Genomic DNA, 26,624 nt, shown 5'->3' with positions numbered 1-26,624 from the left:
AACCTATTCATTTTTTGCATCTTTGAAGCAGATTTATCTTGAGTTGTGCAATACTTAAGTGACTAAAATTAACAGTATAGTTAGGCTTTGACAGCTTAAAATTAAATAGTAGGCTTTACAAATATCCGACACATATTCTTCATATGGCTGTCATATGCAGTTGGTAGTTTAATAGTGTTCGGTAGTAAAGCTCTGTGTTGTACGTTATCTGATGATTTAATCAAATCTTTAGATTTGAGCCGTAATTATCTGGGAACTGAGCAAGCAATATCCTTTGATCAACAATTCAAATTTTTAATTTTTAAAAAATTAAATTGTTGTTTGAATTAGCTTTATTGTATTCTCAGGAGGATAGTATGTTTTTTACTCAAAGTTTTAAATACCGCTTTCCTTTAATGATGGAATCTATAACAATATCTTCTTTACGTCGTAGCTTAAAAGATTGGATTCGCCGAGAGATCGTTGATGACGATCCCTACGATGTAGAAAGCTTGTTTCCTGATGTAAATCAGTTTAAGATATTGACAGCAAAAGACAACACGGATTAACTTTGCTCAAGTGTAGCTAAGCAACAAGTAATCTTTTATCCTCCTGCATTAACCTCCTTCCCATCCGTTGCCTGCGTTTGACAGGTGCATGATGACAAGATGTTGCTGTAGTTTTTTTACCAAGTAGAGGCTATGGAGGTGAGTTTGCTCAGATGAGCCCTGAAGCTGTGAATGATAAATTTTTAAGCTCGCAATAAGCAGTTTTTTAGTTATGCCTCATTTGTTCTTTGCATTTGTTTTGGTCAGTTTATTGACGATGTTTGCTTTTACAGCGATCGCCTACTTATTTCCTCAAGATTAGGCAATAGTATGACAAAAAAAAGTGCCCCTTTTCCCAAAAATGAGAGAAGGGGGTTAAGATTATCTAACTTGCTGTTGTATTAATTTTGAGACTGCAACTGTGCAGGGAAAGCACCCGTATTCAAGGCAAGGTTGACATTTCTACCACCACGACGTATTTCAAGTTGTAGTTGTCCCCCGACACTTGTATTTTCTACCGCTCTTTGCACAACTTCAGCGGTTGTTGCGTCTTGACCATTAACACGACGAATTACGTCACCAGCCCGCAATCCAGCACGAGCAGCAGGAGAATTCGGAAGAACTCGCACAATCAAAACACCGCGATCTTCGGCGATCGTGATACCGTTGTTCGGGTCACTATTGATTTCTTGGCGCAAATCAGGGGTGATTGCTACCATCTGAATTCCAACATAAGGATGTTCGACTCGACCTTGCGCAATCAATTGACTCGCAATCCGTTGCGCGGTGTTGATTGGAATTGCAAAGCCTAAGCCTTGAGCGCCGCGCAGAATTGCGGTATTCATCCCAATAACTTCACCGCGCGCGTTTAGTAATGGTCCACCAGAGTTACCAGGATTAATTGCGGCGTCAGTTTGAATAAATTGTACGCGCTTATCAGCAACACCAACTTGATTGCTGGAACGACCCGTAGCACTAATGATACCAGTTGTTACCGTGTTGTCTAATCCTAAAGGGTTGCCGATCGCGATTGCAAATTCACCTGGGCGCAGTTGATCCGAGTTACCCATTGTAAGTGTTGGTAGTCGATCGGCGTCGATTTTAATCACAGCAACATCGGTGACCGGATCGGTTCCTAGTACTCTACCAGTAAAGCGGCGTCCGTCGTTGAGAACGACACTCACACTCCGCGCACCATCAACAACGTGAGCATTCGTTAAGATGCGTCCATCGGAACTAATAATGAACCCTGAGCCTGTTCCTTGCTGTACTCTTTGTTGCGTTCGGGGAATTTGCGAACCAAAGAATCGACGGAAAAACGGATCGTCAAAGACATCAGGAACGCGAGTGGTGACGGTGCGCGATGCGTCAATCCGCACGACCGCAGGTCCAACTCTTTCGACAACATTTGCGACAAAATTGGGGTCAGTTGTGGGGATAGGTGCGGCGATCGCAGGGCTAATCGGTGAAGTTGCAACACTCGACGATGGTTGAAGTCGCGTTGCTAAATTACTTCCTGAAACTGCGATACCTGCTCCTAACAACATCATTGATAAGTAACTCGCACTTTTACGCCAGGGAGCGGCTAGTGAGGTTTTTCGCGTAGCGCTTGAGGAGTTGTGGACTTGGTTTGATTGACTTCTTTCTTTTGGTTCGTTTTGCATATGTCTCACTTACAACAAAGACTCATTGATGACTAGATACAAAAATACAAATACAGTTTTAGCAAGGTTCTTTATATATTGTTGACTGTGTATATACCTTGATAGTTTCCTGTTTAACTTAGTTTTAGTTTAAATTGCTACTATGTCATTTTTGTGACAGGGTTATTGCACTTTAATGAAAATGATTCTACGTAATAATTTTGTTATTCGTGTTGGTACGTTTTGCCGATTTAATAGACCTTTTACGAGTATAAGAACTAGCCTCTAGAATTGGAGGGGGGGGAGACAGCTTGCGCGATTAAGCAACAGATACCTACTTTAGGAGCACGCGCGAAAGTAGTACACACAGCTTTGTTGCGCGTACACGCATAAGGGTTTTACTAACTTTCTTTACGGATAGTACTACTTGCCTTTCTATAAGTTTTGTTATAAAAGAATCACCGAGTTTGTAGTTCTAAAAAGCCAGAATTAGAGTACTAGGCTTGGCATCTTCAACACAAATACACTTTACCAAAATTCCCGAACTTATTGCCGGCTTTGTTGTCGTCAAGCTAGTGAGATAACTACTCACTCTCACATATAAAATAGCATTAATTAGAACGGTTATGACCTGATGACCAAGTGTAATAACATCCTTAAATTGAGGAATGCTACGCTTCAACGCTGTAGTGTCTTAGTGATGATAAAACAGACTCTCATTACTCTTTGAGAAAACGAGGTCGGGCGGAATGTGTAGACTTAAGTTGTTGTTCTAATGCTTCCCAGTTTTCTTGCTCGACGATCGCAATCAAGTCGTCTAGGTGTTGGCGATACGAGTTTAGCGATCGCAGTAGTTCTTGACGATTGTACCGTGCCATCATCACGCCTAATTCTGAATTTCCACCGCCGACGCGACTCGTATCGCGAAATCCAGAACTTGCTAAATTCTGCGCCAAAGTTAAAACTTCAGGGTTACTCTCACTCATACACGCCGCGATTAAATTGCTACTCACCATCACGGGTAAATGCGAAATCCAACTTACCGCACGGTCATGGTCTTCAGGGCGACAGTGATAAATTTTAGCTTGTAGCGATCGCGCGACTTCCTCAACGATTTGTACCGCACCCGCTGGGGTTGACTCAATCGGAGTTAATACATACGGGTTGTTGACAAATAACTCTTTTTGTGCAGCTTCAATACCACTTTCTGTTTTTCCCGCCATCGGGTGTCCGCCCACAAAATTTTGCCACAATGGGGCGATCGCCTCGACAACAGGAACTTTCACCGAACCAACATCGGTGAGAACCGTCTTTGGCGAGAGATGCGGAATCAGTTGCTGTACGGTTGGTAAAATTGCCGCGATGTGCGTACAGATAATGACAACGTCGGTAGTTTTAAGCGTCGCCAAGTCAAGACTCGCGCTGTCAACCGCACCGCAGGCGATCGCTTGTTCGCACGTTTGTTCGCGACGACTCACACCCAAAACATGATATCCTTGCGCTCTTAAATCTAAACCTAACGAGCCACCGATTAAACCGAGTCCGACAATGCCAATATTCATAATGGATGCTTTGTTAACTTAGTAGGCATTAAATCATTTTTGTAAAAGGCGAGGATATAAAAATGAACGCATGGCGCGATCGCTTAAATCGAATGACGGGGCGCACCCGCTTTGTTGTCTGTCGCATCTTTGTTCATCTGGCAGGTTCTGACGTAGCACCGTTGCTAGGAATATTAAATCGTACCGCACGCGAAGCAATTGATGCAGAGGGTGACTTAGAAGTTTTGGGCGAAGGCTTAGTAGAAGTTTGCCAAAGCTTACTGCAATACGATGAATACTGGCTTTCTGCGGCTAATGAGGGCGATGTTTTTTGGGACGAAGGAGAAGCAGGCGACTACTTCAACGAGTTGTTTACTGATTCAGCACAGCGATACTTGAGTGAAGTAGACCTAGACGATGCTGATAGGAATGAACCGCTGTCGCTACCAGTCACGCGCAATGTCGTTGTCATGCTGACTGCGGCTTTTGAAGGCGAAGTTCCCGAATTAGAAACAAATTTAGCAGATATAAGCGCTTTGAAAGCTGGATTGAAAGCATTAATTAATTTGCACTATCAAGACAGACTGCGCGGAATTCAAGTGCATTTTTCGCCAGCGCAATTTGGCGATGAGTTGACGAATGACCAACTGCTGCAATATTTTCCTGAGTTAGTTCCTTTGTAATAAACTGTCAGGGGCAAAAGCCAGCTGTCAGAAGAGTTGAGATCTTGTTAATCTCGAAATAAGCTAATTTTTGAAAATATGATGACAATCTTGCGGCGATTTACACTGATTTTTTTAATGATAACTTTGTGCTGGACGACAATTGCCTGTGGTAGCAGACCAGAGTCGACGGCTTCCCAAGTGCGCAATGTCGCATCTCCCGTGGCTACAAATACGCGGCTGAGTGATGGAGAATATCCCGTCCAGCAAGTGACTTATGATGATGCAACCGGAGAGTATAGTTTATTCTTACTCAATACTCCTCCTGGGACGCCACCAACGTTTACAACAGCTAACTTGCAGATGGCGCGGCTAACGGATGAAGAAATCAAAGCTGGTCAAAAAAGCTATCTTAAAGTAGAAAACGGTCAGCCAGTTCTGTACCTCACTGAGGATTTTAAAATCGAGTACGTTCACAATGTCGCAGAAACGCAGACAAATCCGCAAACCGGACAACAAGAAACCGTAATTGTCCGTCGCGAGACAGGATTTTGGTCGCCGTTTGCAGGTGCTTTAGCAGGTCAAGCAATTGGCAGTTTGTTGTTTAGACCGCAGTACTACGTACCACCACTTTACCAACCAGGGGCATCTGTAATTACAGGTTTTGGTGGTTATGGTAGCTCGTACAGTCAAGCCGTCGATCGCTATCAATCCCGCTATAACGCGCCACCGCTTGCTGAAAGAAATCGACGCTCGAATTTCCGTACAACCGGACGTATTCGAACACCGAGTTACAGCCAACCGACAACGACGACACGACGTAATACGCCCCGCGTAACGACGAACAATCGTCCTACAGGTTCAGGATTCGGTGCAAGTAATTTGCGATCGGGCAATTCGAGTAACCGCCGTCCTTCGTCAGGAAGTTTTGGTAGCAGTCGTTCGTTTGGATCGAGTCGCACTCGGAGTAGCAGTGGTTTCCGCAGTAGTGGTGGACGTCGCCGTTAGATGTATAGCAAGGGTCAGGTGAGTAGCAAAAAGAAAATAAAGCTCTTATTCCACCTTGGCGAATGTATTTGCACCTAGATAAACAAAGTCCACCTTTCGTGTGGACTTTTTGTCTATGTAGCCCCGAAGAAAGTCGCAGCGCTACGCTGTTGCATGATAGGCAGAAAGAGTGGTTTCTGATTTAGGTGCTTCTAAGGTAGCAATTAATTTAACATTGTATTCCGCCTCGAATACGGGTTTTTTGTAATCTAAACTCCACAACTCTAAAGCACAGTCGTCGCCTGGTTGCGATGGAGTGAGCCGCAAGTGAAATTCTTGCGTTTCTGGACGATATTCACTTTGCACTTGCGCGATCGCACCAATTTGACGGCGATCGAGCGCGACGGCTATTCGCAACAATGCACTGAGTTGACTGACCATTTGGCGGTGTTGTTTTGTCGGTAAGTTGCGATAATTCTCGTGTTTTTTCTTTGGGGCGCTACGGCGGTGGTAGCGGGCGATATTAGCAATGAGTTCGAGTTCAGTTTCGGTGTAGCCGAGAAGTTCGCCGTTACGGATCAGGTAATACGAGTGTTTGTGGTGTGAGGAATGACTGACAAAGTGACCGCAGTTGTGTAAAATCGCTGCTGCCCAAAGAAGTTCGCGTTCTTCAGTTCCCCAGTTGTGTAGTACTCCTTGCGTTTGATCGAACAAACTCAAAGCAAACGCGGCAATGCGATCGCTATACTCTAACTTGACTTGATATTTTTGGGCAGTTCTAATCACACTACGTTGGCGTACCGAACCTTGATAGCGTAAGCGATCTTCGATTAAGCCGTGAGTAAGCATCCAGTCTACAATCACACCTTCACGCAGCGCGCGTTCGCAGATTGTGATAGAATCTGCACCTAATAGTGTCATCGCTTCTTGTAAGATAATTAGCCCTGCGACGATGATTTCCGATCGCCGATCGGACATTCCTGGAATTGCAGCGCGTTCGGCATAACTTAACTTGCGCAAGCGGTTGAGGATTTCCCGCAAGTCTTTTAGACTGACTTGATAGCCAGTTAAGGGCGAGGGAACCATCCCTAATTTTTCTCGCGCGTGAATGACGGCTAGCGTTTCAATTGTCCCTGAAGTTCCTACAAGGCGGAGTGTTTCATCAGGTTGCAACTTGGCTAGCAACTCTTCGACAGGACGTTCTAACATCCCGCGCACGTATGCTTGCAAGAATTGAAACTCAGCATTACTGATCGGGTCGGTAGTGACAAATTCGCTTGTAAGCCTTACAGCACCAACTTTAGTACTACTCAGCGATCGCGGTTCGTGGCTGTCACCGAGAATTAACTCTGTCGATCCGCCGCCAATGTCGATAATTCCATGCGGATGGCTATTGAGTTCCATCGCTGACAAAACGCCAAGATAAATGCGTCTTGCTTCTTCTTGTCCGGAAATTAAGTCAACATTAAGGTCGAGTTCATTTTTGACTTGTTGTAAGAACTCTTTACCGTTGGGAGATTCGCGTACTGCACTGGTTGCAACAGCAACAATCGTATCTGCACTGAGACTTCTGGCAATTTCTTGAAACCTGCGTAAAGTTGCGATCGCGCGTTCAATTACTTCCGGTTTTAAATTGCCGTCTGGCGTGCGATCGCCTAACCTTACGGTATCTTTTTCTCTGGCGATAATACTAAACGTTGGCAGTTCCGGTTTAATGCGCACGACTACCATATGCAAGGAGTTTGTCCCCAAGTCTATGGCAGCGAGGATTTTTTCTTGCTGCATTGCCAGAGTAGGAAGACTTATTGCACTGGCTGATACTAAATTGACCATGAATACCCGCTAAAACTCCAGCCCCGATCTGAATAACGATATTCTATAGGGGAAGCCGATCCAAAATTCCTTCTTACATTATTTCATTTTCAGTAAATTTTTTAAGTATGCTGACACAGCAAGAACAATCTGAACCAACGTGGTTTACGATCATTCGCTTATTGCGCTGGGATAAGCCTGAAGGAAGGTTAATTCTGATGATTCCGGCACTTTGGGCAGTCTTTTTAGCCGCGCAAGGAACACCACCCTTACCGCTTGTTGGTGTTATTGTCTTAGGAACTCTCGCGACAAGTGCAGCGGGTTGTGTTATTAACGATCTTTGGGACCGCGACATCGATCCGCAAGTGCAAAGAACTCGCAATCGCCCATTAGCATCTCGTGCGCTTTCTGTCAAGGTGGGAATTGTTGTTGCTTTTGTGGCGTTATTTTGCGCGTTTGGTTTATCGCTATATCTCAACACCTTATCTTTTTGGCTGTGCGTCGCGGCTGTACCCGTTATTCTGTTGTATCCTGGGGCAAAGCGCGTATTTCCCGTTCCTCAACTTGTTCTTTCCATTGCTTGGGGGTTTGGCGTATTAATTAGTTGGAGTGCAGTAACAGGATCGCTATCGCTTCCAACATGGTTACTTTGGGGGGCGACGGTACTATGGACACTCGGTTTTGATACAGTTTATGCAATGAGCGATCGCGATGACGATCGCCGTATTGGTGTAAATTCTAGCGCTTTATTTTTTGGCGACTATGCAGCAGATGCGATCGGGATTTTCTTTATCGGAACTGTTGGTTTACTCGCTTGGTTAGGCATTGAGTTACAACTTCATCTTACTTTTTGGATTGCGCTTGCCCTAGCTACAGCAGGTTGGATTTGGCAGTATATTCGTTTAAAACAAGAAGATATTTCTAATTCAGCTTATGCAGAGATGTTTCGCCAAAATGTTTGGTTAGGTTTTCTTGTCCTTGCTGGCATGATTGCTGGAAGTTTGAGTTAATTAAGGATGACTCGTAAAACAATTATTGGGGTGATGGGTCCTGGCGATCGAGCGACTGAACGCGATCTACAAAATGCTTATCAGCTAGGATATCTCATCGCCCAACAAGGGTGGATATTGCTGACTGGTGGTAGAAATGTCGGCGTGATGGAAGCTGCAAATCAAGGCGCAAAAGCCGCCCAGGGGTTAACTGTTGGTATTCTTCCTAGTAACAATACGAGTGGCGTTTCGGCTGCGGTTGATATTGCAATTGTTACTGATATGGGTAACGCCCGAAATAATATTAACGTGCTTTCTAGTGATGTTGTGATTGCTTGCGGTATGGGTGCAGGAACCGCCTCAGAAATTGCTTTAGCAATTAAATCAAATAAACCAGTTATTTTGTTAAATGATGACCTAAACAGCAAAGATTTTTTTCAGAAATTAGCACCAAAAAATATTTATATTGCTGATAGTGTAGAGCAGGCGATCGCTTTAACTCAAAACATTTTATTCAACTTTTAAAAACTGATAGAATACATATATTATCCACTAATAGGAGTGGTTTAATGAATCCTGCAACAAATATCCGCTGGACAACAGCTGATCTCAAGTTATTTCCAGATGACGGCAATCGCTACGAAATTATCGATGGAGAGTTATTAGTGAGTAAAGCCCCTCACTGGAAACATCAAGAAATTTGTGTCAAAATCGGTACACAATTAGAGCTTTGGTCAAGTAGAAGTAATACAGGGAAAGTTGCTTTCGCACCAGGAATCATCTTTACAGAAGCAGATAATGTAATTCCAGACGTAGTTTGGGCAAGTCATCAACGTTTAGCAGCAATCCTAGATGACGCAGGACACTTAACCGATGCACCAGAGTTAGTCATTGAGGTTCTTTCTCCAGGAGAAATACAAGAGAAACGCGATCGCCAACTCAAACTGAAACTTTACTCGATTCAAGGCGTCCAAGAATATTGGATTATTGATCCTCAAAAGCAGCAGGTAGAAATTTATCGTCGAGAAAATGCAGTACTGAAACTAGCAGCAACTTTGTATAAAGAAGACGAGTTATATAGCCCTCTTTTACCTGATTTCAGTTGTAGTGTTGCGCGGATATTTAACTAGCGATCGCTTCAATTACAATACCGGATTAAATGGAGAGTATTCTGCCAACTTCCACCGTAAATTTGTAGCATTAATAGTTTCTTTAACGCCTTCAATTTGGAACTCGACAAAACGTTCTTTTCCCCAAATGATGCTAGCTTTTCCTGTAAGTTGTAATGTATTGCCACGTTCAAAATCAATAAATAACAAACTGGAATTTGGATTGAGTGCAATATTACCCAGAGTAACGATGCCCATACATTATTTGAATCTACAGTGGATGCGATCGCAAATCTTTGATTTTGCAAAAAGGCTTTTGCTGCTAATTTAATCGTTGCACTAATGATATTTCTCAAGCTTGCAGCTTCTGCTTGTACTCCCGCTCGATTTTGAAGTGCAAGTTCTCCAGCGTAGTAAGGAATTTCCATAATTTTAGTATTGAATAATTGACTTGCTGAACGTTTAGCAAATGAAGGTTATTTTCTCCCCTGCTCCTCTGCTCCCTTGCTACCCAATACCTGGCATACTGATATAACCAGGAAGATCTTTGATACGGTTGATCCAAGCAGTAACGTGAGGATAAGCATCTAAAGAAATTTTGCCTTGTGGTGCTAATGCAATATATGGAAAACAGGCTATATCTGCAATGGTTGGGCGGCTGCATTCTAACCATTCACGTCTACTCAAGTGTTCATTGAATATTTGCAGAATTTGGTAAGCTTTCTGCTGTGCTAAATCTAAATCTAGCTGGATATTAAATAAGAAATGCAACCTAGCTGCAGCTATACTATTTTGAATATTGTTAGCTGTTATCGATAACCACTTCATTACCTGACTCATGGATTTTGCATCTGTAGGCAACCATTGTTCTCCTCCATAGCGCCGCGCCAGATACACTAGAATTGCTTGCGAATCGCAAATTACTACCTCTTCATCAATTAGTACTGGTACTTGCCCTAGCGGATTCAGTTGCAAAAACGCTGCTGTTTTCTGTTCGCCTTCTTTCAAGTTGACGAAAACAAGATCGTAATCGAGTTGCAACAGTGACAACATTAATCGTACTTTATGGCAGTTGCCTGATAGTGGGAAATCGTACAATTTCATAGTTTTAGGTGCATACATTTTATTACCGCTCGTTCGGTACAATACTTTTTCAACGTGTTCTACAACGTTTACCTGAAGAGTTAAGAAAAATCTAAAATGCAAGCATTTTTTTACTATAGCAATCTTAGACTATTCGCGAGAATCTCTCTTTTTGTCTTTTCTTTGTTTACTGACATTGAATTAGAATATCTTTAAATTAACCACTGTAATAAGATTTTTCACTTAGCCTTCATCACTTATAACTTACCATTACCCGTTACCTTCATACCCATATCACCATCAATAAATTCTAAGAAAAGCTCCTATCAATCTCCAGTTTCTGTAATGTTTGATAAGCTTCTACTCGCTCAATCCATTGTTGCCAATAATGTTGAATTTGTGCTGGTTCAAACCAAAAAACTTCGGCTGGTGTGTCTGGAATTGCAACGACTAAGAGTGCATGGTCGAGTTTAATGCCATAATTTTGGTAAGAGTGATTAACGGCTCCAAGATACGCAGCAAGTTGTAAAGGATATTCATAAAGTCGCTCGATCGAACCTTTTGGTTTATCAGCAGTTTTCCACTCGCACAGCACAGGAGTATCTTTGTAACTTGCAACGCAATCGACTTTACCAGAGTAGCCTAAGTCGTAGTGAAAAATTGAACCTTCAACTAGGCGTACAGTGTCAATATCTTGCAATACTGGTTTGATGCTTTCCCAGTAAGAAATGCTATTTTCTGGACAAATACTATCTTTACCCAAAAGATAGCGCTGAATTTGTTTGTGTGTTTGTGTACCTCGACGACTTGCAGTTCCTGCGATTTTATTTGCTTGTTCTGTACCAACACGCTGTCGCCAATTGAAAAGTCTTTCGCGTTGTTCTTGGGGTTTGGTGGCGTTGAGAATTGTGGTGACACTTGGTAGGCGATCGCCTTTCGCATCCACAAAAAATTGTTTTCCCTCTAATCGAATAGATTTTGCTGATATTGCAGGTAACAAATCGATAATTGACGGCATTAGTAAGTGTTGGCAGTAACTTAACTCTATTTGAGCAAGTTTTGCGGTGCAATGGCTATGTTTACGCAACTTTGCTTTAAACTAAATCGTCGTGACTAGCATGAAGACAGAAGTTTTGAGTGAGGGTGGAGCAAATTAGATATGTCTCGAATACGTCAGCTTGCTGGTACACTTTGTATGGTGATGGTTCTTCATAGTACGAGTGCGATCGCATTCTTCGCAGCGCCCAAAGCGATCGCGCAAACACCTCCGACAACATTATCTACTTCTGATGCAATTCAACAGGTTGTTGCTGCGGGGTTGATGAATAATTATGCTGATGGGCAATTTCATCCCGAACGATTTATGAGTCGTGCTGAACTGGCGTCAATTTTAGTCAAAGCTTTTGCCCTCGATACACGTGCAGCTGCTACTCAAGAAAACTTAGTGGAAGTTCAAGATGTTCCGGCTTCGCACTGGGCTTTTAATAATATTCAAACTGTGCTGAAAACTGGTATTATGCGCGGCTATCGGGGAAATATGTTTTTTCCTAACCAAAGGGTAAACCGTGCGGAAGCCTTCGCGATTTTTGCGCAAGCGTACGGAGTTTATCAATTTCCTGATGATACCGTTGCCGAGATTCTCACGCCTTATCCTGATGCAGCATCCGTTCCCACATGGGCAAGAAGATCGCTTGCTACAGCATTAAATGAAGGATTTGTCAATATTGATGCTCAAGGTAATATTAGACCACTACAACCAGTGACGCGCGGTGATATGGCGTATGCACTGAGTAGGTATTTGGCGAGACAACAGCAACCAGGGGTATGAGAGGTCAGGTTTCAGGTATCTATTAAACTAATTTATGTGTAGTTGTGTGCGATCGCTTTGAGTAACTGCTGTGGGAAGTAAAAAGAGTATTGCAATATTAGTGAGTGCTGCGGTTCTTAGTTATACCAGTCCGATTAACGCTGCGCCTGTAGATAACCAACCTTCGCCTGCACAACAAGTACAAGAAGTTGTTTCTCACCTCGATGGTGCGATGGATACTTCTGCACAAGCCCGTGCTAATCCTAAGGCACCAGATGTCCGCATCACAACTTGTCAAGTGACAGTCAAAAATGCTGGTGCGATCGCGCGTCCTCATGCGGTATTTATGTATCAAGAACAAGCACTTTCACAACGCCTTTCCCAGCCATACCGTCAGCGTTTTTTGCGAATTGCACCAAGTGTAGATAACAACAGTATCGAGTCAGCAGTATTTAGACCGCCAACACCGCAAGCTTGGATTGGTTTATGCAATAAACCTGAAGTGCAACGCATCGTTGACGCGAACGATATTGGCACGTCAAACTGTAGCGTCTTCTTGCGTCGCCAACAACAGAATTACATCGGAGAAACATCTGCGTCGGGATGTCCCAGTAATTACAAAGGTGCAGTACGTATCACAAATCGCATCACTTTACACCAAGCAGGTATGGATACTTGGGATCGCGGCTTTGATGCTATAGGTAATCAAGTATGGGGTGCGGAAGGTGAGGCTTATCAGTTTCGTTGGATTAGAGGAAGCAGAGGAAGCAGGGATTTTATCAAGCCTGCTGTAAGTATTTTTCAAACCGCTGGTGCAGTTCTTCCACGCTAAGATTTTCTGTCCAATATTCTACTAAAGCATGACCAAATGCCCATGCGTTACGCTCTGGTGATGAGCTATTTTCCAATAAAAGTGACCAAAGCGAGAGAAGATCGAAGTTACGCTTATTACCAGGCTTCAAAAGCGAGAAAAGTTCATACGCCATTTGTAGCTTACCAATCACAACCGGTAACTGTTCGACAGGAATTTGCTCAGCCAAAATATACGCAAGCGTGGGAGAACCTGTGGAAACTGTGGAAATGAATCGCAAAACAGGACTTTTGAGGAGTGCGGCGAGTCCTTGGGTAGTTGTCAATTGGAAAGTGTAATGGTCAATAATTTTAGCAGCAGCAACCGTGCGGGCTTCTAAATTACGTAAAAAGCGGGCAAGTCGCAGTTGTTTTGCAGGCGAAATCGCCTCGACTAATGCTAGAGATAAAGCGTCGATTCCCCAAGCTGTTCGACCTGTTGTAGGATCGCCTGTAACTACAGGTAGAACGAGATCGCATTCCTTGAGTAATTGAGCGCGATATGCAGTCGCTTCGCGAATCGCAATTTCTTTTGGGCGATTGCCCCATTCCCAATCATACGGTGGTTCCCACTCGCGGATCGGACGCAGGCGATCGACTTGAGTAACAACCGCGATTGCAGGTAAATCGGCAACTTCAGCTTTAATATCTTGCAGAAAGTCTACATCCATTTGCAACGCTGGATCGAGTGCTGGAGTAACGATGAGAAGTAAATCTGCATTCGTGGCATAATCAAGCACAAGTTCGCGCAAATCATCGCGGTTAGCTTGTTCGTACCCTGGAGTATCCCACAGCGTGAGTTCTCCTGCATCTGTTTGCCAATAGTAATTTTGAATGCGATCCGTACTCGGTAACACATCCACCTCGGCTAACTCGGCTTGAAACAGCGTATTAATTAAGCTGCTTTTTCCTGCGCCAGTGCGCCCAGCAAGTAAGATACTGACAGGTTTTTGTTCAACCTCCTCAACAGGTTCAGCTTTCTCTAAGATTTCGCGCAGTGTTTGCGTTTGTGCTTTGGGGAGTGTTGGAGTTGTGGGAGAAAATGTACTCGGTAGTGTCGTACCGCCATAAAGCGCGATCGCTTGTTTGCATAAGTTGCGTAAAGCAGCTTCGCGAAGTAATTGACTCAAATTAACTAATAATTGTTGTGTTGCTTGGTTACTTGATTTTTGCGTTGCTTGTTTCGCGATCGCGACTGCGGGATTTAACAACCATTGCGCCCAGTTCCAAGCCTGCAAAACTTTCCGTGCTGAGGGTTCGAGTTTTTGATAAACTTCGTAAGCTTGATACGCTTGCCCTACAGTCACTTGATTGAGTGCAGGCGATAACTTTTGCATCCACCGATCCATATCGTCCACAGTTCCGCGAATCAATCCGTAGGCTTGGGGGATGTAGATATTAAGTAAAGGATATTTGACTTCGGGATGGTAAATCTGCGCAACAGCAACGACAAGTTCCTGACAGCGTTGCCAAAAAGTTTGCCAATCTTCCCAAATTGGGCGATCGCTTTGTGCTTTTTTCAGGATTTCTTGCAGTATCGTTTCGACGCGACTTGCGCTATCACTTCCATTTGGTAGTACCTCATCACTTGCAGATTGTAGTTCTTGACTCACTTCGCTGACAACTGCCTCGATCTGCGCCACAGCGGGGCTAGTCCACTTCACCAGCAACCAACGCCAACCTACAAAGACAAGAATAAAGACACCCCAAATCCAATTAACGCGCCACTCGTGAATTTGCCACCCAGCTGCAACGAGTAAAAAACCGATGATTCCTGCAACTGGAGTTGCTAATACCACCCATTGCCACACCTTGAGTCGCACCATAGCCTACCTCAATCAGATCTCTATTGTCGATTTTTGGAGTAATGGGTAATCGGTAATAGATATTCTTTACGTTTGACCAATGACCAATTACCAGTTACCATTTACCAACCTTTAAGTTATGTTTATTTTTACTGATGCAATGATTCGTTCGATTCCTGCGCAAGTATCGCACATAGATGAACGTTTTGGGTTATTTGTAATCATCGTACTCGGTGCGGCAATCCTGCTACTTGCTTGAGTTATAATCTGAACGCAGAACAATGCAATTCCCATGGCACTCACTACAGCCAAGTGGACAATAGACGACTATCATCGGATGATTGCAGCAGGCATTTTAGACGAACGGCGTGTAGAACTGCTGCGTGGAGAAATTGTTGAAATACCACTGGAGGGAGAAGCGCACGCTTATTTTAGTAGTGAAGCTGGGAAATACTTAATCCGATTATTGGGCGATCGCGCTACAGTTCGTTTGAGTAAATTGATTACACTCCCTAATGATTCAAAACCTGAACCTGATATAGCGGTAGTTCAAAGATTAGGGCGCGAGTACTTATCGCATCATCCCTATCCAGAGAATATCTTTTGGCTAATTGAATACTCTGATTCCAGCTTAGATAAAGATTTAGAAGTAAAAAGTCAAATTTATGCTGAAGTTGGAATTGCTGAATACTGGGTAGTTAACCTGAGAAAAAAACAACTCATTGTCTTTCGAGACTGCCAAGATGGATACGCTTCCAAGTTTACGTTAGCGGGAGGCACAATTTTTCCTTTAGCATTTCTCTCGATCGCTGTATCAGTAGATGCAATTATTAGTTAGGTAGGTGAGAAATAAGTGTCAGTGTTAGGCTGGTAGATGGTAATTGGTAATTGGTAATTGCTCCTCTGCTTCCTCTGCACCTCTGCTTCCTCTGCACCTCTGCTTCCTCTGCTCCTCTGCTTCCTCTGCTCCTCTGCACCTCTGCTTCCTCTGCTCCTCTGCTCCTCTGCTTCCTCTGCTATATCACCCATCACCCCAAAAACAACTTATACGCTGGATTCTGGCTTTCATCCCAGTAACGATAGCCCAAAGTATCAAGAAATGCTTGCCATTGTTCCATCTCATGAGGCGGTACTTGCATCCCGACAACGATTCGCCCGTAGTCTGCACCGTTGTTGCGGTAGTGAAATAAGCTAATATTCCAATCAGGACTCATTGAACCAACAAACTTCATTAATGCGCCAGGGCGTTCGGGAAATTCAAAACGGTAGAGTAACTCATTGTACGCTAGCGGCGAGTGTCCGCCAACCATGTGTCGTAGGTGTAATTTCGTCAATTCGTCATCGGTTAAGTCAATCGTCTTAAAGCCACAACGTTCAAAAGTTTCAACTAACTTTGCCCGATCCGCACGATTCTCAATCTGCACTCCTACAAAAATATGCGCTTCTTTTTCATCGGCAATGCGATAGTTAAACTCGGTTAAGTTGCGCTTGCCAATACATTCACAAAACTTCCGCAGGCTACCCCGTTGTTCGGGAATTGCCACAGCAAAAATTGCTTCGCGGCGTTCGCCAAGTTCTGCACGTTCGGCAACAAAGCGCAGGCGATCGAAGTTCATATTCGCACCGCAAGCTACCGCAATGAGGGTTTGTCCCTGAATTTGTTCGCGTTCGACATAAGCTTTAGCAGCAGCGATCGCTAATGCTCCCGCAGGTTCTAAAATAGAGCGCGTATCTTCAAATACATCTTTAATTGCGGCACACGTCGCATCGGTATCAACGAGCATAATTTCATCAACATACTGCTGACATAGACGAAATGTCTCTTCACCAACTTCGCGTACCGCAACGCCATCAGCAAATAAACCAACTTGCGTTAATCGCACTCGTTTTCCGGCTTTGAGCGACTGATACATCGCATCGGCATCGACAGGTTCCACACCAATAATTTTAATTTCTGGACGCAACCTTTTGACATACGCCGCAATTCCCGAAATCAGTCCGCCACCGCCAATCGCGACAAAAATTGCATGAATTGGTTGCTGGTATTGCCGCAGAATTTCCATCCCGATTGTTCCTTGTCCAGCAATCACTTCTGGATCGTCAAACGGATGAATGAATGTCAAGCCTTTTTCAGCTTCTAATTGTCGGGCATACGCATACGCATCATCGTAGGTATCGCCATGTAATACTACCTCTCCACCGCGCGATCGCACCGCATCAACTTTAACTTGAGGTGTCGTTACTGGCATCACAATAAATGCGCGCGTTCCCAAATAACTTGCAGCTAAAGCAACGCCTTGCGCGTGATTTCCCGCCGAAGCAGCAATGACACCTTGTGCCAGCATATCTGGTGGTAGGTTTACCATTTTGTTATAAGCACCCCGCAGCTTGAAGGAAAACACCGATTGCATATCTTCGCGCTTGAGGAAAACTTTGTTATTCAACCGTGCGGATAAATTTGCAGCATAATCAAGCGGTGTTTCTTGCGCGACATCGTACACGCGAGCAGTCAGGATTTGTACCAGGTAGTCGCACAGCATGGGATGAGTTTATTTCAGTGCCGAATAAGAGATAATTTTACTTTATAGCGGGCTAGGATGAGGAAGAAAGTGCGATCGCATGTAGCAATGATTCAAACCTTACCAGAACGCATGAGCTTTGCAGAATTTGTCGAGTGGTATCCCGACAACGGCAGACGCTATGAGTTACACAATGAAATTGTTATCGAAACGCAACCTCTGTGTTTCAAGCCGCAGAAATGTAGAGGTATAGTAGGCGATCGCTAGTAGGATAGATGAATATGCAAATCCAACAACTTATCCTTCCGACGATGGGCTGCGGAACTTGGGCGTGGGGTAATCGCTTGCTTTGGGGCTACGACGAAAGCATGGATAGTCAATTGCAAGCTGTGTTTAACCTCTGCGTAAGTAATGGTGTCACGTTGTTTGATACAGGTGATTCTTACGGAACTGGGCGCTTGAATGGACGCAGCGAATTGCTTTTGGGAAGATTCACGCACGAATACCAAGGAATCAATAAAGAAGACATCTGCATTGCAACTAAGCTAGCGGCGTATCCTTGGAGGTTAACACGTCAGTCGATGGTGAAGGCTGGCAAATCTTCTGCCCAACGCTTAGGGCGAGTGGATTTGGTACAGATGCACTGGTCTACGGCAAACTATGCGCCTTGGCAAGAAGGTGCGCTTTTAGACGGTCTTGCAGATCTCTACGAGCAAGGATTAGTTAAAGGTGTAGGATTATCTAATTATGGACCAAAACGACTGCAATGGGTGCATAAAAGATTTACAGAGCGAGGAGTACCAATTGCAACTCTACAAGTACAATACTCATTGCTCTCTACCTATCCTGTGACGCAGTTGAGAGTAAAAGATGTTTGTGATGAACTGGGAATAAAACTAATTGCTTATAGCCCTCTAGCATTGGGTATACTCACAGGAAAATACTCCGAAAAAGGTCCTTTTCCAAAAGGTATTCGCGGGCTATTGTTTCGACAGTTATTGCCAGGAACTCAACCACTTTTGTCATGTCTACGCGAGATAGCGCAATTGAGAAACAAAACGATGTCGCAGGTAGCACTGAATTGGTGTATTTGCAAAGGAACTATCCCGATTCCTGGCGCAAAAACAGTAGAACAGGCAAAAGAAAATATTGGTGCTTTAGGTTGGAAATTGGATGCTAGTGAGATTGCAGAATTAGATCGAGTAGCAGCGAGTGTTGATAAAAAGATGGTGCAAAATATCTTTCAAACCAAGTAATAAATAGTTAAGCATAAAAGTTTGGATAAAAGCGTTTTTTAGTCGAAGCAAGATCGGCATATCGATAACACCATTTCTCGCTAATTACGAACGACAAATTACAAATGTTTCGAATTAGTATCTTGTACATACACGTCCTCTACCACCACATATAGCGTCTGATACTTTAAGTCGCTGACATCAAGCTTTTAGTATTGCAGTTAACATAGTATTCTAGGAGATCTCCTTGAGTGGCGATGTCGCACAACATCTACCCATGTTGATTCACTGGAGGAACTAGAATAGCTAAAACAACGATGAACGCGCAGGAAACACTTGAAAAAACGCCTCTCAACGACTTTGCTTGGTGGTTCTGGTTCGTTGTACCACTCTATCCGTTTAGCAAGCGGCGGACAATTCGTAGAGAAGTTATCAAAGATACCGTTTGGACTTTTGACCAGATTCAAGGCATTTTCTACGTTGTTGTGCCAATTCGCATGACGGTTGTCAAGCTCGATCGAGGCTTGCTGATTTATGCACCTGTTGCGCCTACTCCAGAGTGTATTCGCCTTGTCAATGAGTTAGTTGCCGAACACGGTGATGTTAAGTATATTATTTTACCAACAATATCAGGAATTGAACATAAAGTTTTTGTAGGTCCTTTTGCTCGTCACTTTCCCAATGCACAAGTGTTTGTTGCACCGAATCAGTGGAGTTTTCCGCTCAATTTACCATTAAGTTGGCTGGGGTTTCCACCTCAACGCACGCACGTATTACCCCAAGATAGCAGCCAAGCGCCTTTTGCAGACGAGTGCGACTATGCTATTCTCGGTGCAATTGAACTGGGACCTGGGCGATTTTCTGAAGTTGCTTTCTTCCACAAAAAATCGCGCACCTTACTCGTGACTGATTCGGTAGTGTCTGTACCAGAAGATCCACCTGCGATTGTGCAACTCGATCCTTATCCGCTACTGTTTCATGCTAAAGATAGTGCCACAGATGCGATCGCAGATACCCTGGCTAATCGCCGTAAAGGATGGCAACGCACTGCACTGTTTGCATTGTACTTTCGCCCTAGCGTTCTTGATGTTGTAGGCTGGGGTAAGGTATTTCGCAATGCTGTTAGATCGCCAGATCGTTCGCGCAAAAACTATTTTGGGCTATTTCCGTTTAAATGGACGCAGAATTGGCAACGATCTTTTGATGCACTGTGCGGAAATGGTCGTTTATTTGTGGCACCGATTCTGCAAACACTTATTTTAAACCGCGCACCAAAAGAAACTATCGACTGGGCTAATAAAGTGGCAAGTTGGGACTTTGAGTGGATTATTCCTTGTCATTTCGACGCACCAATTAAAGCGCGATCGCATCAATTTAGACAAGCCTTTACCTTTTTAGAACAACACAATACATTTCCTTTACCTCAAGAAGATTTTCAACTGCTGAAAGATATTGATGCAGGTTTATCTAAACTCGGTATCGTACCGCCGCCACAGCACAAAAGTTAGAACCAACTACCCATTACCTATTACCATTAAGACTTCATCCCCTTAAACCGCGCTTTTGCTGATTGAAACGCTTCTTGCATTACCGCTTGAATTTTCTGCGGATCGGGTTTTTTACCGCCCATCAAGTCGCCAAAGTAAACACACGCGGCTTCTCCTAATGACCAAGTATAAGCAGCAGCCCAGGAAGCGGCGATCGCACTGCCAAAACCAGGAATAAATTTTACAATCTCGCGCCCGATCGCTTGCGCTAAGAAACCACCGGCGATCGCACTAACGACACCTCCCGCTTGCGATGGTGTTAGTGTCTGTCCGTATAATTTTCCGAGTAACCCTACCATTGATACTTGCAACGCAGTTAAGACAGGCATTGTCGCAAAGGGTAATGGAACGGCGGCGAGCGTTGCTGCCATAATTGAAAATGGTAAAATATAGCGTCGTCCTACATCACGGTAGAGATTACCGATTTTGTCGCCTACTTCCCGATCTAACAATTGATGAATCGCACGCGCTTCGGCTTCGGGGAGAAGATCTGCTAAAGTATCGCGCAAAGCTTCTAAGCCATAAAATACCGGAGTATAGCCATCTTCTTCGAGGGTGAAATCAATCAGAACTGCGCGATCGCACAATCCGCTAAATGTTTCTTGCATGGCTGCAAAAGCGCGATTGACTTCGGTGTAGTTGGGTGGATAAGTTGGATGATCTTCAATTCCTGGAGGATAAACCTCGTGCAAGCACGTTACAGCTAGCAAACAGGGAACCGCAGGATATTTTTGACGCAGTTGTGTCGCAATTTCTCGCAACGTATTCGTGGCAAAGTCGTTAATTTTGACGGTGAGGATTAAAACTCGCGCGCGGTTACTTTCTTGCTGTAGGTTGATTAATTCTTCTACAATAGCTGGCGCATCTCGATTGACATCTCCTAATCCAACGGTATCGGTAAAAATCAGCAATGGTAAATCGTTTGAAGGATACGCATAGCGTTCGGTGTGTTGCGTATGCGGGCGAAATCCTTGACCGATAATTTCTGCTGAGACGCCGGTAAGTCCCCGCACAATTGAACTTTTTCCCGCTTGCGGTTTACCGATTAACAGCGCTTCCGTTGTTGGTAATTCAGCGCGGACTGTCGCTAGAATTTCTGCAATTTGCTCGTCACTAATACTAAACCATTTCGTTACAGTTTGTGCGGCTTGCTCGACGGGTAGAACTTGCTTGAAACGTGATGTTGTTCCACTCCAAAAATCCGAAATTCTATTTTTCCAGTCATGCTGCGTTGATTCACTAGGAGGTTGAGAATCTGCGGGTGGCAATTCGGTGTCGCGTTGTTCAGTCATTCGCGTTGCAACAGCAAATATAGAATAAACACTGTGAGGCTGTTACTTTAATTTTAATTTATTGGAATTGACGAATGAATTTGCCGCTAGATCGACAAAGTCCAGCTGCGCGGACTTGTTCATAAATATCGAAAGGTATCTATAATTTTTAGTTTAAATCGGCTTGCTGGGCAATTTTTCTGGCTCGTTCAACTTCGTCTTGTAAGCGATCGCCTTCATCTTGCATTTCCGCAGCCAAAGTTTCGAGATCGTCAGCAATTGATGTCATTGCTTGCTGCTTTTGTTTGAAAGTTGCTAACTCATTGTCATAGTCTCCCGCCACTTGGTCAATTTCTGCAAAGAGTTCTTTGTATTCGTCAGGTGGATTTTCTAACCAATGCTTAAATTCTTGCTGATGTTGCTGTACGATTACTAGCGCCTGTTTCCATGAAGCTTTACGGCGCATATCTAGCGATTTGAGAACCTCGTATTTTGTCTTGAGTTGCTTAATTGTCCTAACTGCGGCAATCTCATAGACTGTGGCTTTGAGTTTTTGCAGGTTCATATTTTTATCCGATTGTAGGTTCGGCTGCTAAGCTTTTTAATTTACGGAGAAATTGCTCGTTGGTTGCTCGCAGTTGCTCATTTTCTGCGGTTAAGCTCAAAATTTGGCGCTCTTTTTCGGCTAATAACGCTCTTGCTTCATCGCGTTCTCTCTTGTATCGTTGCGCGTGTGCAACTCTTCCTCCTAGACTTTGATTGTTTTTAGCAAGTTCGCGTCTGCGCTTTTCAACCGCATCGTACTGCTTTTTGAGTTGCTCTAATTCTTGATGTAGTTCTTCTGCGGCTTTTGTGCTTTCAAGTTCAGATCGTAGCGCCTCATTCTCGGCTGACAACGAAGTTATGCGTGTTTCCAGCTGTTGCAATTTTTGATCTTTACCGAAAAGTTTTTCTTGCAGGACTTTGATAAGACGTAGTAGCTGCGATCTGTGTTTACTTATTTCTTGATAAGAGTCTTCAATCTCTTGAGCGCGATCGCGCAGACAACCAGCCCGATATTGCAGAACTTGGGCGGTACACTCATATTTAATGATCGCAATCACGCGACTGCGTTCTGGTTCGTTTAGCTGTTGCACCTCGGCGCTTTGCCGTAGCAGGTCATAGTTAGTATGTTCGTGACGCAGTACTTGCGTTGGTATGTGTTGGGCTGCTGCGATTTTTTCGTGGTTTTTTAACTGAACTCTGTCGTGCCAATAATCGAATAACGCTTTATTATCTGACATAAAATAACTTTTGTGCTGTTGCCTCTAATGCCACAGTACAAAAAAGCTATGTACAAGCGTTTTATCTTGAAGCAGCTTCAAGAAATCTTTATCGAGTCATGCGAGTTTCCCCGAATATTTTTTATATTTGAGCTTTGAAAGCTGGTGACAAGATTTGAACTTGCGACCGGCTGATTACAAATCAGCTGCTCTACCACTGAGCTACACCAGCACAACCACTAAGTATAGCAAAAATGTGGCGATCGCATCAAGGCTTTTGTGAAAGCAAAGTAGGTGACCTTGCTAAGGTTGGTAATCGGTAATGGGTAATGGGAAGTTACTCAATGCTCTTACCAATTACCAACTTTATTTTTACCCACTTACTAATTGTTACAAAACGACTATCGATGCACTGGGCTAACTGAAAAAAATCTGGTACGGTTTATCTTTATCAGGTAAACGCAGGCAATATCCAGGATCGGCATGGCAGCATTCACAGGACGCGATTTATTAAGCTTGGCTGACTTAGACGCAGATGAAGTGAAACAATTGTTGCAACTTGCAGCAGAATTAAAAGCGGGAAAGCAGCTGCACTGTAACAAAGTCTTGGGATTGCTGTTTTATAAAGCTTCGACGCGCACGCGGGTAAGTTTTTCTGTGGCGATGTATCAACTCGGCGGACAAGTGATTGATTTAAATCCTGATGTCACGCAAGTCAGTCGTGGCGAACCTGTAGAAGATACTGCGCGGGTTTTAGATCGGTATTTGGATATTCTGGCAATTCGCACGTTTGAACAGCAGCAACTCGAAACTTTTGCACGCTATGCCAAAATTCCGGTCATTAATGCGTTAAGTGACTTAGAGCATCCTTGTCAAATATTAGCGGATTTATTGACCGTTCAAGAGTGTTTTGGTCATTTAGAGGGATTGACGTTGACGTATGTCGGTGATGGTAATAACGTAGCGCATTCGCTGATGTTGGGTTGTGCGTTAGTGGGAATGAATGTCCGCGTTGCAACGCCTGCGGAATTTGCACCCGATGCTAAAGTTGTAGAACAAGCAAAAGCGATCGCCCAAAATAAAACCGAAGTCACTGTCACGCAAGATCCGGAAGCGGCAGCAAAAGGGGCGGAGGTATTATATACTGACGTGTGGGCAAGTATGGGGCAAGAATCGCAAGCAACTTCTAGAATTCCTGTGTTTCAACCGTATCAGATTAACGAACAATTATTGAGTCTTGCTGATTCTAATGCGATCGTTTTGCACTGCTTACCCGCGCATCGCGGTGAAGAAATTACCGATGGTGTGATGGAAGGTTCTCAATCACGCGTGTGGGATCAAGCAGAAAATCGACTTCATGCCCAAAAGGCGCTACTTGCAAGTTTGCTAGGAGTGGCATGAGCAGCGAGTAATATTAAACTCAGTTACCTATTACCGACTACCAAATCATCATCTCAACAAAAAATTACTTTATTTGTAGTTTTTTTTGCTATTCGGGGCAATAATGTAGTACGAATGTTCTTATAGACCTTTGTATTTTGGCTTCCGAATTATGATGGAACCTCTCACCGAAGCGCAACAAGAATTATATGACTGGTTAGCCGAGTATATTCGCCAGCACCAGCATTCACCATCGATTCGCCAGATGATGCAGGCGATGAATTTGAAGTCTCCCGCGCCGATTCAAAGCCGTTTGGAACATTTACGCTTTAAAGGCTATATTGAATGGACAGAAGGTAAAGCAAGAACAATTCGCATACTTAACCGCGCGCAACAAAGTGTTCCTGTTTTGGGTGCGATCGCCGCCGGTGGTTTACTCGAACCTTTCACGGATACTGTCGAACAATTGGATTTTTCGCACTTATTTTTACCGCCGCATACGTATGCTTTGCGCGTAGTGGGTGACAGTATGATTGAAGATCTTATTACTGAGGGTGATTTGGTGATTATGCGCCCAGTATCCGAACCAGAAAAACTGCGAAATGGTACGATTGTCGCAGCGCGAGTAGATGGGTACGGTACAACTTTAAAACGATTTTACCGTCGCGGCGACCGCGTCACGCTTAAACCCGCCAATGCTAAGTATAAACCAATTGAAGTGGCGGCAGCACAAGTACAGGTACAAGGTCTTTTGGTTGGCGTTTGGCGCGATTATAACTAAGTAGAGGTCAGGGGTTGGGGGTCGGAAGTCAGGGTTGAAAACCCATTGCGGCAATAACTCTGTGCTTCCGCTCGACTGCTATGGCTGAATGCAGCATCTATATATTTGTGTTAATGAATACATTTTAATTAAGTGATATTGCTGTATGATTAGGAGAAAGTTGGAAGTCGCTGAGAGTTGGGGTTGCATCAGATGTATTTACAACAATCTCCTGAGAAAACCTATGCAAAGCGATATTTCGACTTTCTGCGCGATCGCAACCGACTGCGATTAGTCGTTGCAGAAAACAAAGACGAATATCAAATCAGTAAAGCACCGCGTGGGTGTCCAAGAGTACCAGCAACAATCCAGCTACGCCCGTATCAGCGTCAAGCTGTCGCAAGTTGGTTTGCGAATAATGGTCGAGGAACGCTGAAAATGGCAACAGGTAGCGGTAAGACGATTACAGCACTGTTTATCGCGGCGGAACTTTATCAAAAAATTGGGTTGCAAGTGTTGCTCGTTGTCTGTCCGTATCAGCATTTAGTGACACAATGGGCAAAAGAATGCGAGAAGTTTAACCTACAGCCAGTGTTAGCTTTTGAAAACTTACGTAGCTGGCATTCTACACTATCAACACAGTTATATAACGTGCGTTCTGGTAATCAACGGTTTTTGACTGCGATCGCAACAAATTCAACGCTCATCAGTGATGGTTTTCAATCGCAACTGCGCTATTTTCCTGAGAAAACATTAATTGTGGGAGACGAAGCGCATAACTTAGGCGCACCACGATTAGAAGAATGTTTACCGCGCAACATCGGTTTACGCCTAGCACTTTCTGCAACGCCGGAAAGGTACTTTGATGATGCGGGAACGCAGTCTTTATTTGATTATTTTGGTGCAGTTTTACAACCAGAGTTTACTTTAAAAGAGGCGATCGCCCGAGGTGCTTTGGTGCATTATCTCTACTATCCGATTTTGGTAGAACTAACTCATGCAGAAAGTCTAGCTTACGCGAAGTTAACGAAAAAGATTGGACGCGCATTATTATGGCAACAACGCGACAACGTTGCGCTAGAGAACTTCGATTACGAAGACTTAACACCATTACTCATGCAGCGCGCGAGGTTAATTGGTGCGGCGGAAAATAAGTTAAATGCTTTGCGCGATTTGATGAAGAGTCGGCGCGAAACGACGCATACGCTATTTTATTGCAGCGATGGTACGCAGGGTAGTCGGCGATCGGCGAACGATCAACTCGAAGCTGTCGTGCGAATCTTAGGCTTAGAACTTGGTTATCGAGTCAGTACCTACACCGCCCAAACACCCTTATCAGAACGCGAAAAGTTACGTCATCAGTTTGAGACTGGGGAGTTGCAAGGTTTAGTGGCGATTCGCTGCTTAGATGAAGGTGTGGATATTCCAGCAATTCAAACGGCGGTGATTTTGGCAAGTTCGGGAAATCCTCGACAGTTTATTCAGCGCCGAGGGCGAGTTTTGCGCCCGCATCCAGGCAAAGAACGTGCCACAATTTTTGACACGATCGTTTTACCGCCAGAGTTAGACCGCGAAACTTTAGAAGTTGAACGCAATCTCTTACGCAAAGAATTACGGCGGTTTGTCGAGTTTGCTGATTTGGCGGATAATGCAGGGGAAGCTCGGATGAAATTGTTAGGCTTGCAAAAAAGATATGGTTTGTTGGATTTTTAATTCATGAAGGCAGGAGGCTGAAGGAACTCAGGTTTAGAAACATGACATTGAAGCAAGGACAGCGTGTATTTCTGGCTGGTAGCGTGCATCTCAGGCAAAATTTTTTACTTTACTGCGCATGAT

The 26,624-nt window shown here is 44.0% G+C and carries 26 protein-coding genes and 1 tRNA gene; 15 read left to right on the top strand and 12 right to left on the bottom strand.

Annotated features, from left to right (window positions below; all coding sequences use genetic code 11):
• Nucleotides 1-395 precede the first annotated feature (395 nt).
• On the top strand, nucleotides 396-548 hold the full coding sequence (locus tag B1A85_RS23790) for a hypothetical protein (protein WP_168192326.1): 153 nt from the start codon (nucleotides 396-398) through the stop codon (nucleotides 546-548).
• 380 nt (nucleotides 549-928) lie between these two features.
• Here B1A85_RS23790 and B1A85_RS01165 read toward each other — a convergent pair whose 3' ends face one another.
• Nucleotides 929-2,191, bottom strand: a complete 1,263-nt coding sequence (locus tag B1A85_RS01165) for an HhoA/HhoB/HtrA family serine endopeptidase (protein ID WP_104545107.1) — start codon at nucleotides 2,189-2,191, stop codon at nucleotides 929-931.
• A gap of 698 nt (nucleotides 2,192-2,889) precedes the next feature.
• Entirely contained in the window at nucleotides 2,890-3,732 is an 843-nt protein-coding gene (locus tag B1A85_RS01160) for a prephenate/arogenate dehydrogenase (RefSeq protein WP_104545106.1), read from the bottom strand.
• A gap of 62 nt (nucleotides 3,733-3,794) precedes the next feature.
• Here B1A85_RS01160 and B1A85_RS01155 point away from each other — a divergent pair, with 62 nt between their 5' ends.
• Together B1A85_RS01155 and B1A85_RS01150 are read left to right on the top strand one after the other, a co-directional pair.
• Entirely contained in the window at nucleotides 3,795-4,394 is a 600-nt protein-coding gene (locus B1A85_RS01155; protein WP_104545105.1) for a DUF1517 domain-containing protein, read from the top strand.
• Between the two features lie 78 nt (nucleotides 4,395-4,472).
• A complete protein-coding gene (locus tag B1A85_RS01150) occupies nucleotides 4,473-5,381 on the top strand; it encodes a hypothetical protein (protein WP_104545104.1) in 909 nt (302 codons plus the stop codon).
• Nucleotides 5,382-5,522: 141 nt separating this feature from the next.
• Here B1A85_RS01150 and B1A85_RS01145 read toward each other — a convergent pair whose 3' ends face one another.
• Complete coding sequence (locus tag B1A85_RS01145; protein WP_104545103.1) at nucleotides 5,523-7,193, bottom strand: Ppx/GppA phosphatase family protein; 1,671 nt, start codon at nucleotides 7,191-7,193, stop codon at nucleotides 5,523-5,525.
• A gap of 107 nt (nucleotides 7,194-7,300) precedes the next feature.
• Here B1A85_RS01145 and B1A85_RS01140 point away from each other — a divergent pair, with 107 nt between their 5' ends.
• Genes B1A85_RS01140 through B1A85_RS01130 form a run of 3 tightly spaced genes read left to right on the top strand, consistent with a single transcriptional unit; the run spans nucleotide 7,301 to nucleotide 9,291 of the window.
• Complete coding sequence (locus tag B1A85_RS01140; RefSeq protein WP_104545102.1) at nucleotides 7,301-8,182, top strand: 4-hydroxybenzoate solanesyltransferase; 882 nt, start codon at nucleotides 7,301-7,303, stop codon at nucleotides 8,180-8,182.
• 6 nt (nucleotides 8,183-8,188) lie between these two features.
• Nucleotides 8,189-8,686, top strand: coding sequence for a TIGR00725 family protein (locus B1A85_RS01135; protein ID WP_104545101.1), 498 nt, complete (start codon nucleotides 8,189-8,191; stop codon nucleotides 8,684-8,686).
• A gap of 44 nt (nucleotides 8,687-8,730) precedes the next feature.
• Nucleotides 8,731-9,291: a Uma2 family endonuclease gene (locus B1A85_RS01130; protein WP_104545100.1), complete on the top strand. Its 561-nt coding sequence runs from the start codon at nucleotides 8,731-8,733 to the stop codon at nucleotides 9,289-9,291.
• Between the two features lie 12 nt (nucleotides 9,292-9,303).
• Here B1A85_RS01130 and B1A85_RS24220 read toward each other — a convergent pair whose 3' ends face one another.
• The 3 genes from B1A85_RS24220 to B1A85_RS01115 form a co-directional block, all read right to left on the bottom strand.
• Nucleotides 9,304-9,528 carry a pyridoxamine 5'-phosphate oxidase family protein gene (locus tag B1A85_RS24220; protein ID WP_210404114.1) on the bottom strand — a complete coding sequence of 75 codons (225 nt, stop codon included), beginning with the start codon at nucleotides 9,526-9,528 and terminating at the stop codon, nucleotides 9,304-9,306.
• A gap of 249 nt (nucleotides 9,529-9,777) precedes the next feature.
• A complete protein-coding gene (locus tag B1A85_RS01120) occupies nucleotides 9,778-10,374 on the bottom strand; it encodes a glutathione S-transferase family protein (RefSeq protein WP_104546265.1) in 597 nt (198 codons plus the stop codon).
• Between the two features lie 289 nt (nucleotides 10,375-10,663).
• Nucleotides 10,664-11,371, bottom strand: coding sequence for a PD-(D/E)XK nuclease family protein (locus tag B1A85_RS01115; protein ID WP_104545099.1), 708 nt, complete (start codon nucleotides 11,369-11,371; stop codon nucleotides 10,664-10,666).
• Between the two features lie 141 nt (nucleotides 11,372-11,512).
• Between B1A85_RS01115 and B1A85_RS01110 the strand changes: the two genes are divergently transcribed.
• Complete coding sequence (locus tag B1A85_RS01110) at nucleotides 11,513-12,181, top strand: S-layer homology domain-containing protein (RefSeq protein WP_104545098.1); 669 nt, start codon at nucleotides 11,513-11,515, stop codon at nucleotides 12,179-12,181.
• A 70-nt stretch (nucleotides 12,182-12,251) separates the two neighbouring features.
• Entirely contained in the window at nucleotides 12,252-12,992 is a 741-nt protein-coding gene (locus B1A85_RS01105; protein ID WP_210404113.1) for a chromophore lyase CpcT/CpeT, read from the top strand.
• Here the strand turns inward: B1A85_RS01105 and B1A85_RS01100 are convergent.
• Complete coding sequence (locus tag B1A85_RS01100) at nucleotides 12,940-14,835, bottom strand: GTPase family protein (RefSeq protein ID WP_104545097.1); 1,896 nt, start codon at nucleotides 14,833-14,835, stop codon at nucleotides 12,940-12,942. The genes B1A85_RS01105 and B1A85_RS01100 overlap by 53 nt on opposite strands.
• A 271-nt stretch (nucleotides 14,836-15,106) precedes the next feature.
• Here B1A85_RS01100 and B1A85_RS01095 point away from each other — a divergent pair, with 271 nt between their 5' ends.
• Nucleotides 15,107-15,652, top strand: a complete 546-nt coding sequence (locus tag B1A85_RS01095; protein WP_104545096.1) for a Uma2 family endonuclease — start codon at nucleotides 15,107-15,109, stop codon at nucleotides 15,650-15,652.
• Between the two features lie 190 nt (nucleotides 15,653-15,842).
• On the opposite strand, the gene ilvA is transcribed toward B1A85_RS01095, so the two are convergent.
• Nucleotides 15,843-17,354: a threonine ammonia-lyase, biosynthetic gene (gene ilvA, locus B1A85_RS01085; protein ID WP_104545094.1), complete on the bottom strand. Its 1,512-nt coding sequence runs from the start codon at nucleotides 17,352-17,354 to the stop codon at nucleotides 15,843-15,845.
• A 69-nt stretch (nucleotides 17,355-17,423) separates the two neighbouring features.
• On the opposite strand from ilvA, the gene B1A85_RS23785 reads away from it, so the two are divergent.
• The 3 genes from B1A85_RS23785 (at nucleotide 17,424) to B1A85_RS01075 (ending at nucleotide 20,076) form a co-directional block, all read left to right on the top strand.
• Nucleotides 17,424-17,600, top strand: coding sequence for a hypothetical protein (locus tag B1A85_RS23785; protein WP_168192325.1), 177 nt, complete (start codon nucleotides 17,424-17,426; stop codon nucleotides 17,598-17,600).
• A 14-nt stretch (nucleotides 17,601-17,614) separates the two neighbouring features.
• Entirely contained in the window at nucleotides 17,615-18,589 is a 975-nt protein-coding gene (locus B1A85_RS01080; RefSeq protein WP_104546264.1) for an aldo/keto reductase, read from the top strand.
• A 296-nt stretch (nucleotides 18,590-18,885) separates the two neighbouring features.
• Nucleotides 18,886-20,076 carry a DUF4336 domain-containing protein gene (locus tag B1A85_RS01075; protein ID WP_104545093.1) on the top strand — a complete coding sequence of 397 codons (1,191 nt, stop codon included), beginning with the start codon at nucleotides 18,886-18,888 and terminating at the stop codon, nucleotides 20,074-20,076.
• A gap of 26 nt (nucleotides 20,077-20,102) precedes the next feature.
• On the opposite strand, the gene B1A85_RS01070 is transcribed toward B1A85_RS01075, so the two are convergent.
• The 4 genes from B1A85_RS01070 to B1A85_RS01055 all read right to left on the bottom strand — a co-directional run bounded on the left by B1A85_RS01070 (nucleotide 20,103) and on the right by B1A85_RS01055 (nucleotide 22,880).
• A complete protein-coding gene (locus B1A85_RS01070; protein ID WP_104545092.1) occupies nucleotides 20,103-21,407 on the bottom strand; it encodes a GTPase family protein in 1,305 nt (434 codons plus the stop codon).
• Between the two features lie 148 nt (nucleotides 21,408-21,555).
• Nucleotides 21,556-21,951: a hypothetical protein gene (locus B1A85_RS01065; RefSeq protein ID WP_104545091.1), complete on the bottom strand. Its 396-nt coding sequence runs from the start codon at nucleotides 21,949-21,951 to the stop codon at nucleotides 21,556-21,558.
• Between the two features lie 4 nt (nucleotides 21,952-21,955).
• A complete protein-coding gene (locus B1A85_RS01060; RefSeq protein WP_104545090.1) occupies nucleotides 21,956-22,669 on the bottom strand; it encodes a hypothetical protein in 714 nt (237 codons plus the stop codon).
• A 139-nt stretch (nucleotides 22,670-22,808) separates the two neighbouring features.
• Nucleotides 22,809-22,880: transfer RNA gene (locus tag B1A85_RS01055), tRNA-Thr, on the bottom strand.
• Between the two features lie 251 nt (nucleotides 22,881-23,131).
• Here B1A85_RS01055 and argF point away from each other — a divergent pair.
• The 3 genes from argF (at nucleotide 23,132) to B1A85_RS01040 (ending at nucleotide 26,501) form a co-directional block, all read left to right on the top strand.
• Complete coding sequence (argF, locus tag B1A85_RS01050) at nucleotides 23,132-24,049, top strand: ornithine carbamoyltransferase (RefSeq protein WP_104545089.1); 918 nt, start codon at nucleotides 23,132-23,134, stop codon at nucleotides 24,047-24,049.
• A gap of 154 nt (nucleotides 24,050-24,203) precedes the next feature.
• Nucleotides 24,204-24,809 carry a transcriptional repressor LexA gene (gene lexA / locus B1A85_RS01045; protein ID WP_104545088.1) on the top strand — a complete coding sequence of 202 codons (606 nt, stop codon included), beginning with the start codon at nucleotides 24,204-24,206 and terminating at the stop codon, nucleotides 24,807-24,809.
• Between the two features lie 192 nt (nucleotides 24,810-25,001).
• Nucleotides 25,002-26,501, top strand: a complete 1,500-nt coding sequence (locus tag B1A85_RS01040) for a DNA phosphorothioation system restriction enzyme (protein WP_104545087.1) — start codon at nucleotides 25,002-25,004, stop codon at nucleotides 26,499-26,501.
• Nucleotides 26,502-26,624 lie beyond the last annotated feature (123 nt).

Source organism: Chroococcidiopsis sp. TS-821, from assembly GCF_002939305.1.
In the GTDB taxonomy this organism is placed as follows: domain Bacteria; phylum Cyanobacteriota; class Cyanobacteriia; order Cyanobacteriales; family Chroococcidiopsidaceae; genus Chroogloeocystis.
The sequence above is the reverse complement of the archived record's forward strand: the minus strand, read 5'-3'. Positions and strand labels throughout refer to the sequence as shown.

Coding starts and splice junctions, on each gene's coding strand:
- B1A85_RS01110 (WP_104545098.1), top strand. CDS start 11,513: ATGTCTCGAATACGTCAGCTTGCTGGTACACTTTGTATGGTGATGGTT.
- B1A85_RS01060 (WP_104545090.1), bottom strand. CDS start 22,669: ATGTCAGATAATAAAGCGTTATTCGATTATTGGCACGACAGAGTTCAG.
- B1A85_RS01120 (WP_104546265.1), bottom strand. CDS start 10,374: ATGAAATTGTACGATTTCCCACTATCAGGCAACTGCCATAAAGTACGA.
- B1A85_RS01155 (WP_104545105.1), top strand. CDS start 3,795: ATGAACGCATGGCGCGATCGCTTAAATCGAATGACGGGGCGCACCCGC.
- ilvA (WP_104545094.1), bottom strand. CDS start 17,354: ATGCTGTGCGACTACCTGGTACAAATCCTGACTGCTCGCGTGTACGAT.
- B1A85_RS01115 (WP_104545099.1), bottom strand. CDS start 11,371: ATGCCGTCAATTATCGATTTGTTACCTGCAATATCAGCAAAATCTATT.
- B1A85_RS01100 (WP_104545097.1), bottom strand. CDS start 14,835: ATGGTGCGACTCAAGGTGTGGCAATGGGTGGTATTAGCAACTCCAGTT.
- B1A85_RS01095 (WP_104545096.1), top strand. CDS start 15,107: ATGGCACTCACTACAGCCAAGTGGACAATAGACGACTATCATCGGATG.
- argF (WP_104545089.1), top strand. CDS start 23,132: ATGGCAGCATTCACAGGACGCGATTTATTAAGCTTGGCTGACTTAGAC.
- lexA (WP_104545088.1), top strand. CDS start 24,204: ATGGAACCTCTCACCGAAGCGCAACAAGAATTATATGACTGGTTAGCC.
- B1A85_RS01065 (WP_104545091.1), bottom strand. CDS start 21,951: ATGAACCTGCAAAAACTCAAAGCCACAGTCTATGAGATTGCCGCAGTT.
- B1A85_RS23790 (WP_168192326.1), top strand. CDS start 396: ATGATGGAATCTATAACAATATCTTCTTTACGTCGTAGCTTAAAAGAT.
- B1A85_RS01040 (WP_104545087.1), top strand. CDS start 25,002: ATGTATTTACAACAATCTCCTGAGAAAACCTATGCAAAGCGATATTTC.
- B1A85_RS01140 (WP_104545102.1), top strand. CDS start 7,301: ATGCTGACACAGCAAGAACAATCTGAACCAACGTGGTTTACGATCATT.
- B1A85_RS01135 (WP_104545101.1), top strand. CDS start 8,189: ATGACTCGTAAAACAATTATTGGGGTGATGGGTCCTGGCGATCGAGCG.
- B1A85_RS01080 (WP_104546264.1), top strand. CDS start 17,615: ATGCAAATCCAACAACTTATCCTTCCGACGATGGGCTGCGGAACTTGG.
- B1A85_RS01145 (WP_104545103.1), bottom strand. CDS start 7,193: ATGGTCAATTTAGTATCAGCCAGTGCAATAAGTCTTCCTACTCTGGCA.
- B1A85_RS01160 (WP_104545106.1), bottom strand. CDS start 3,732: ATGAATATTGGCATTGTCGGACTCGGTTTAATCGGTGGCTCGTTAGGT.
- B1A85_RS01075 (WP_104545093.1), top strand. CDS start 18,886: ATGAACGCGCAGGAAACACTTGAAAAAACGCCTCTCAACGACTTTGCT.
- B1A85_RS01070 (WP_104545092.1), bottom strand. CDS start 21,407: ATGACTGAACAACGCGACACCGAATTGCCACCCGCAGATTCTCAACCT.
- B1A85_RS24220 (WP_210404114.1), bottom strand. CDS start 9,528: ATGGGCATCGTTACTCTGGGTAATATTGCACTCAATCCAAATTCCAGT.
- B1A85_RS01150 (WP_104545104.1), top strand. CDS start 4,473: ATGATGACAATCTTGCGGCGATTTACACTGATTTTTTTAATGATAACT.
- B1A85_RS01130 (WP_104545100.1), top strand. CDS start 8,731: ATGAATCCTGCAACAAATATCCGCTGGACAACAGCTGATCTCAAGTTA.
- B1A85_RS01165 (WP_104545107.1), bottom strand. CDS start 2,191: ATGCAAAACGAACCAAAAGAAAGAAGTCAATCAAACCAAGTCCACAAC.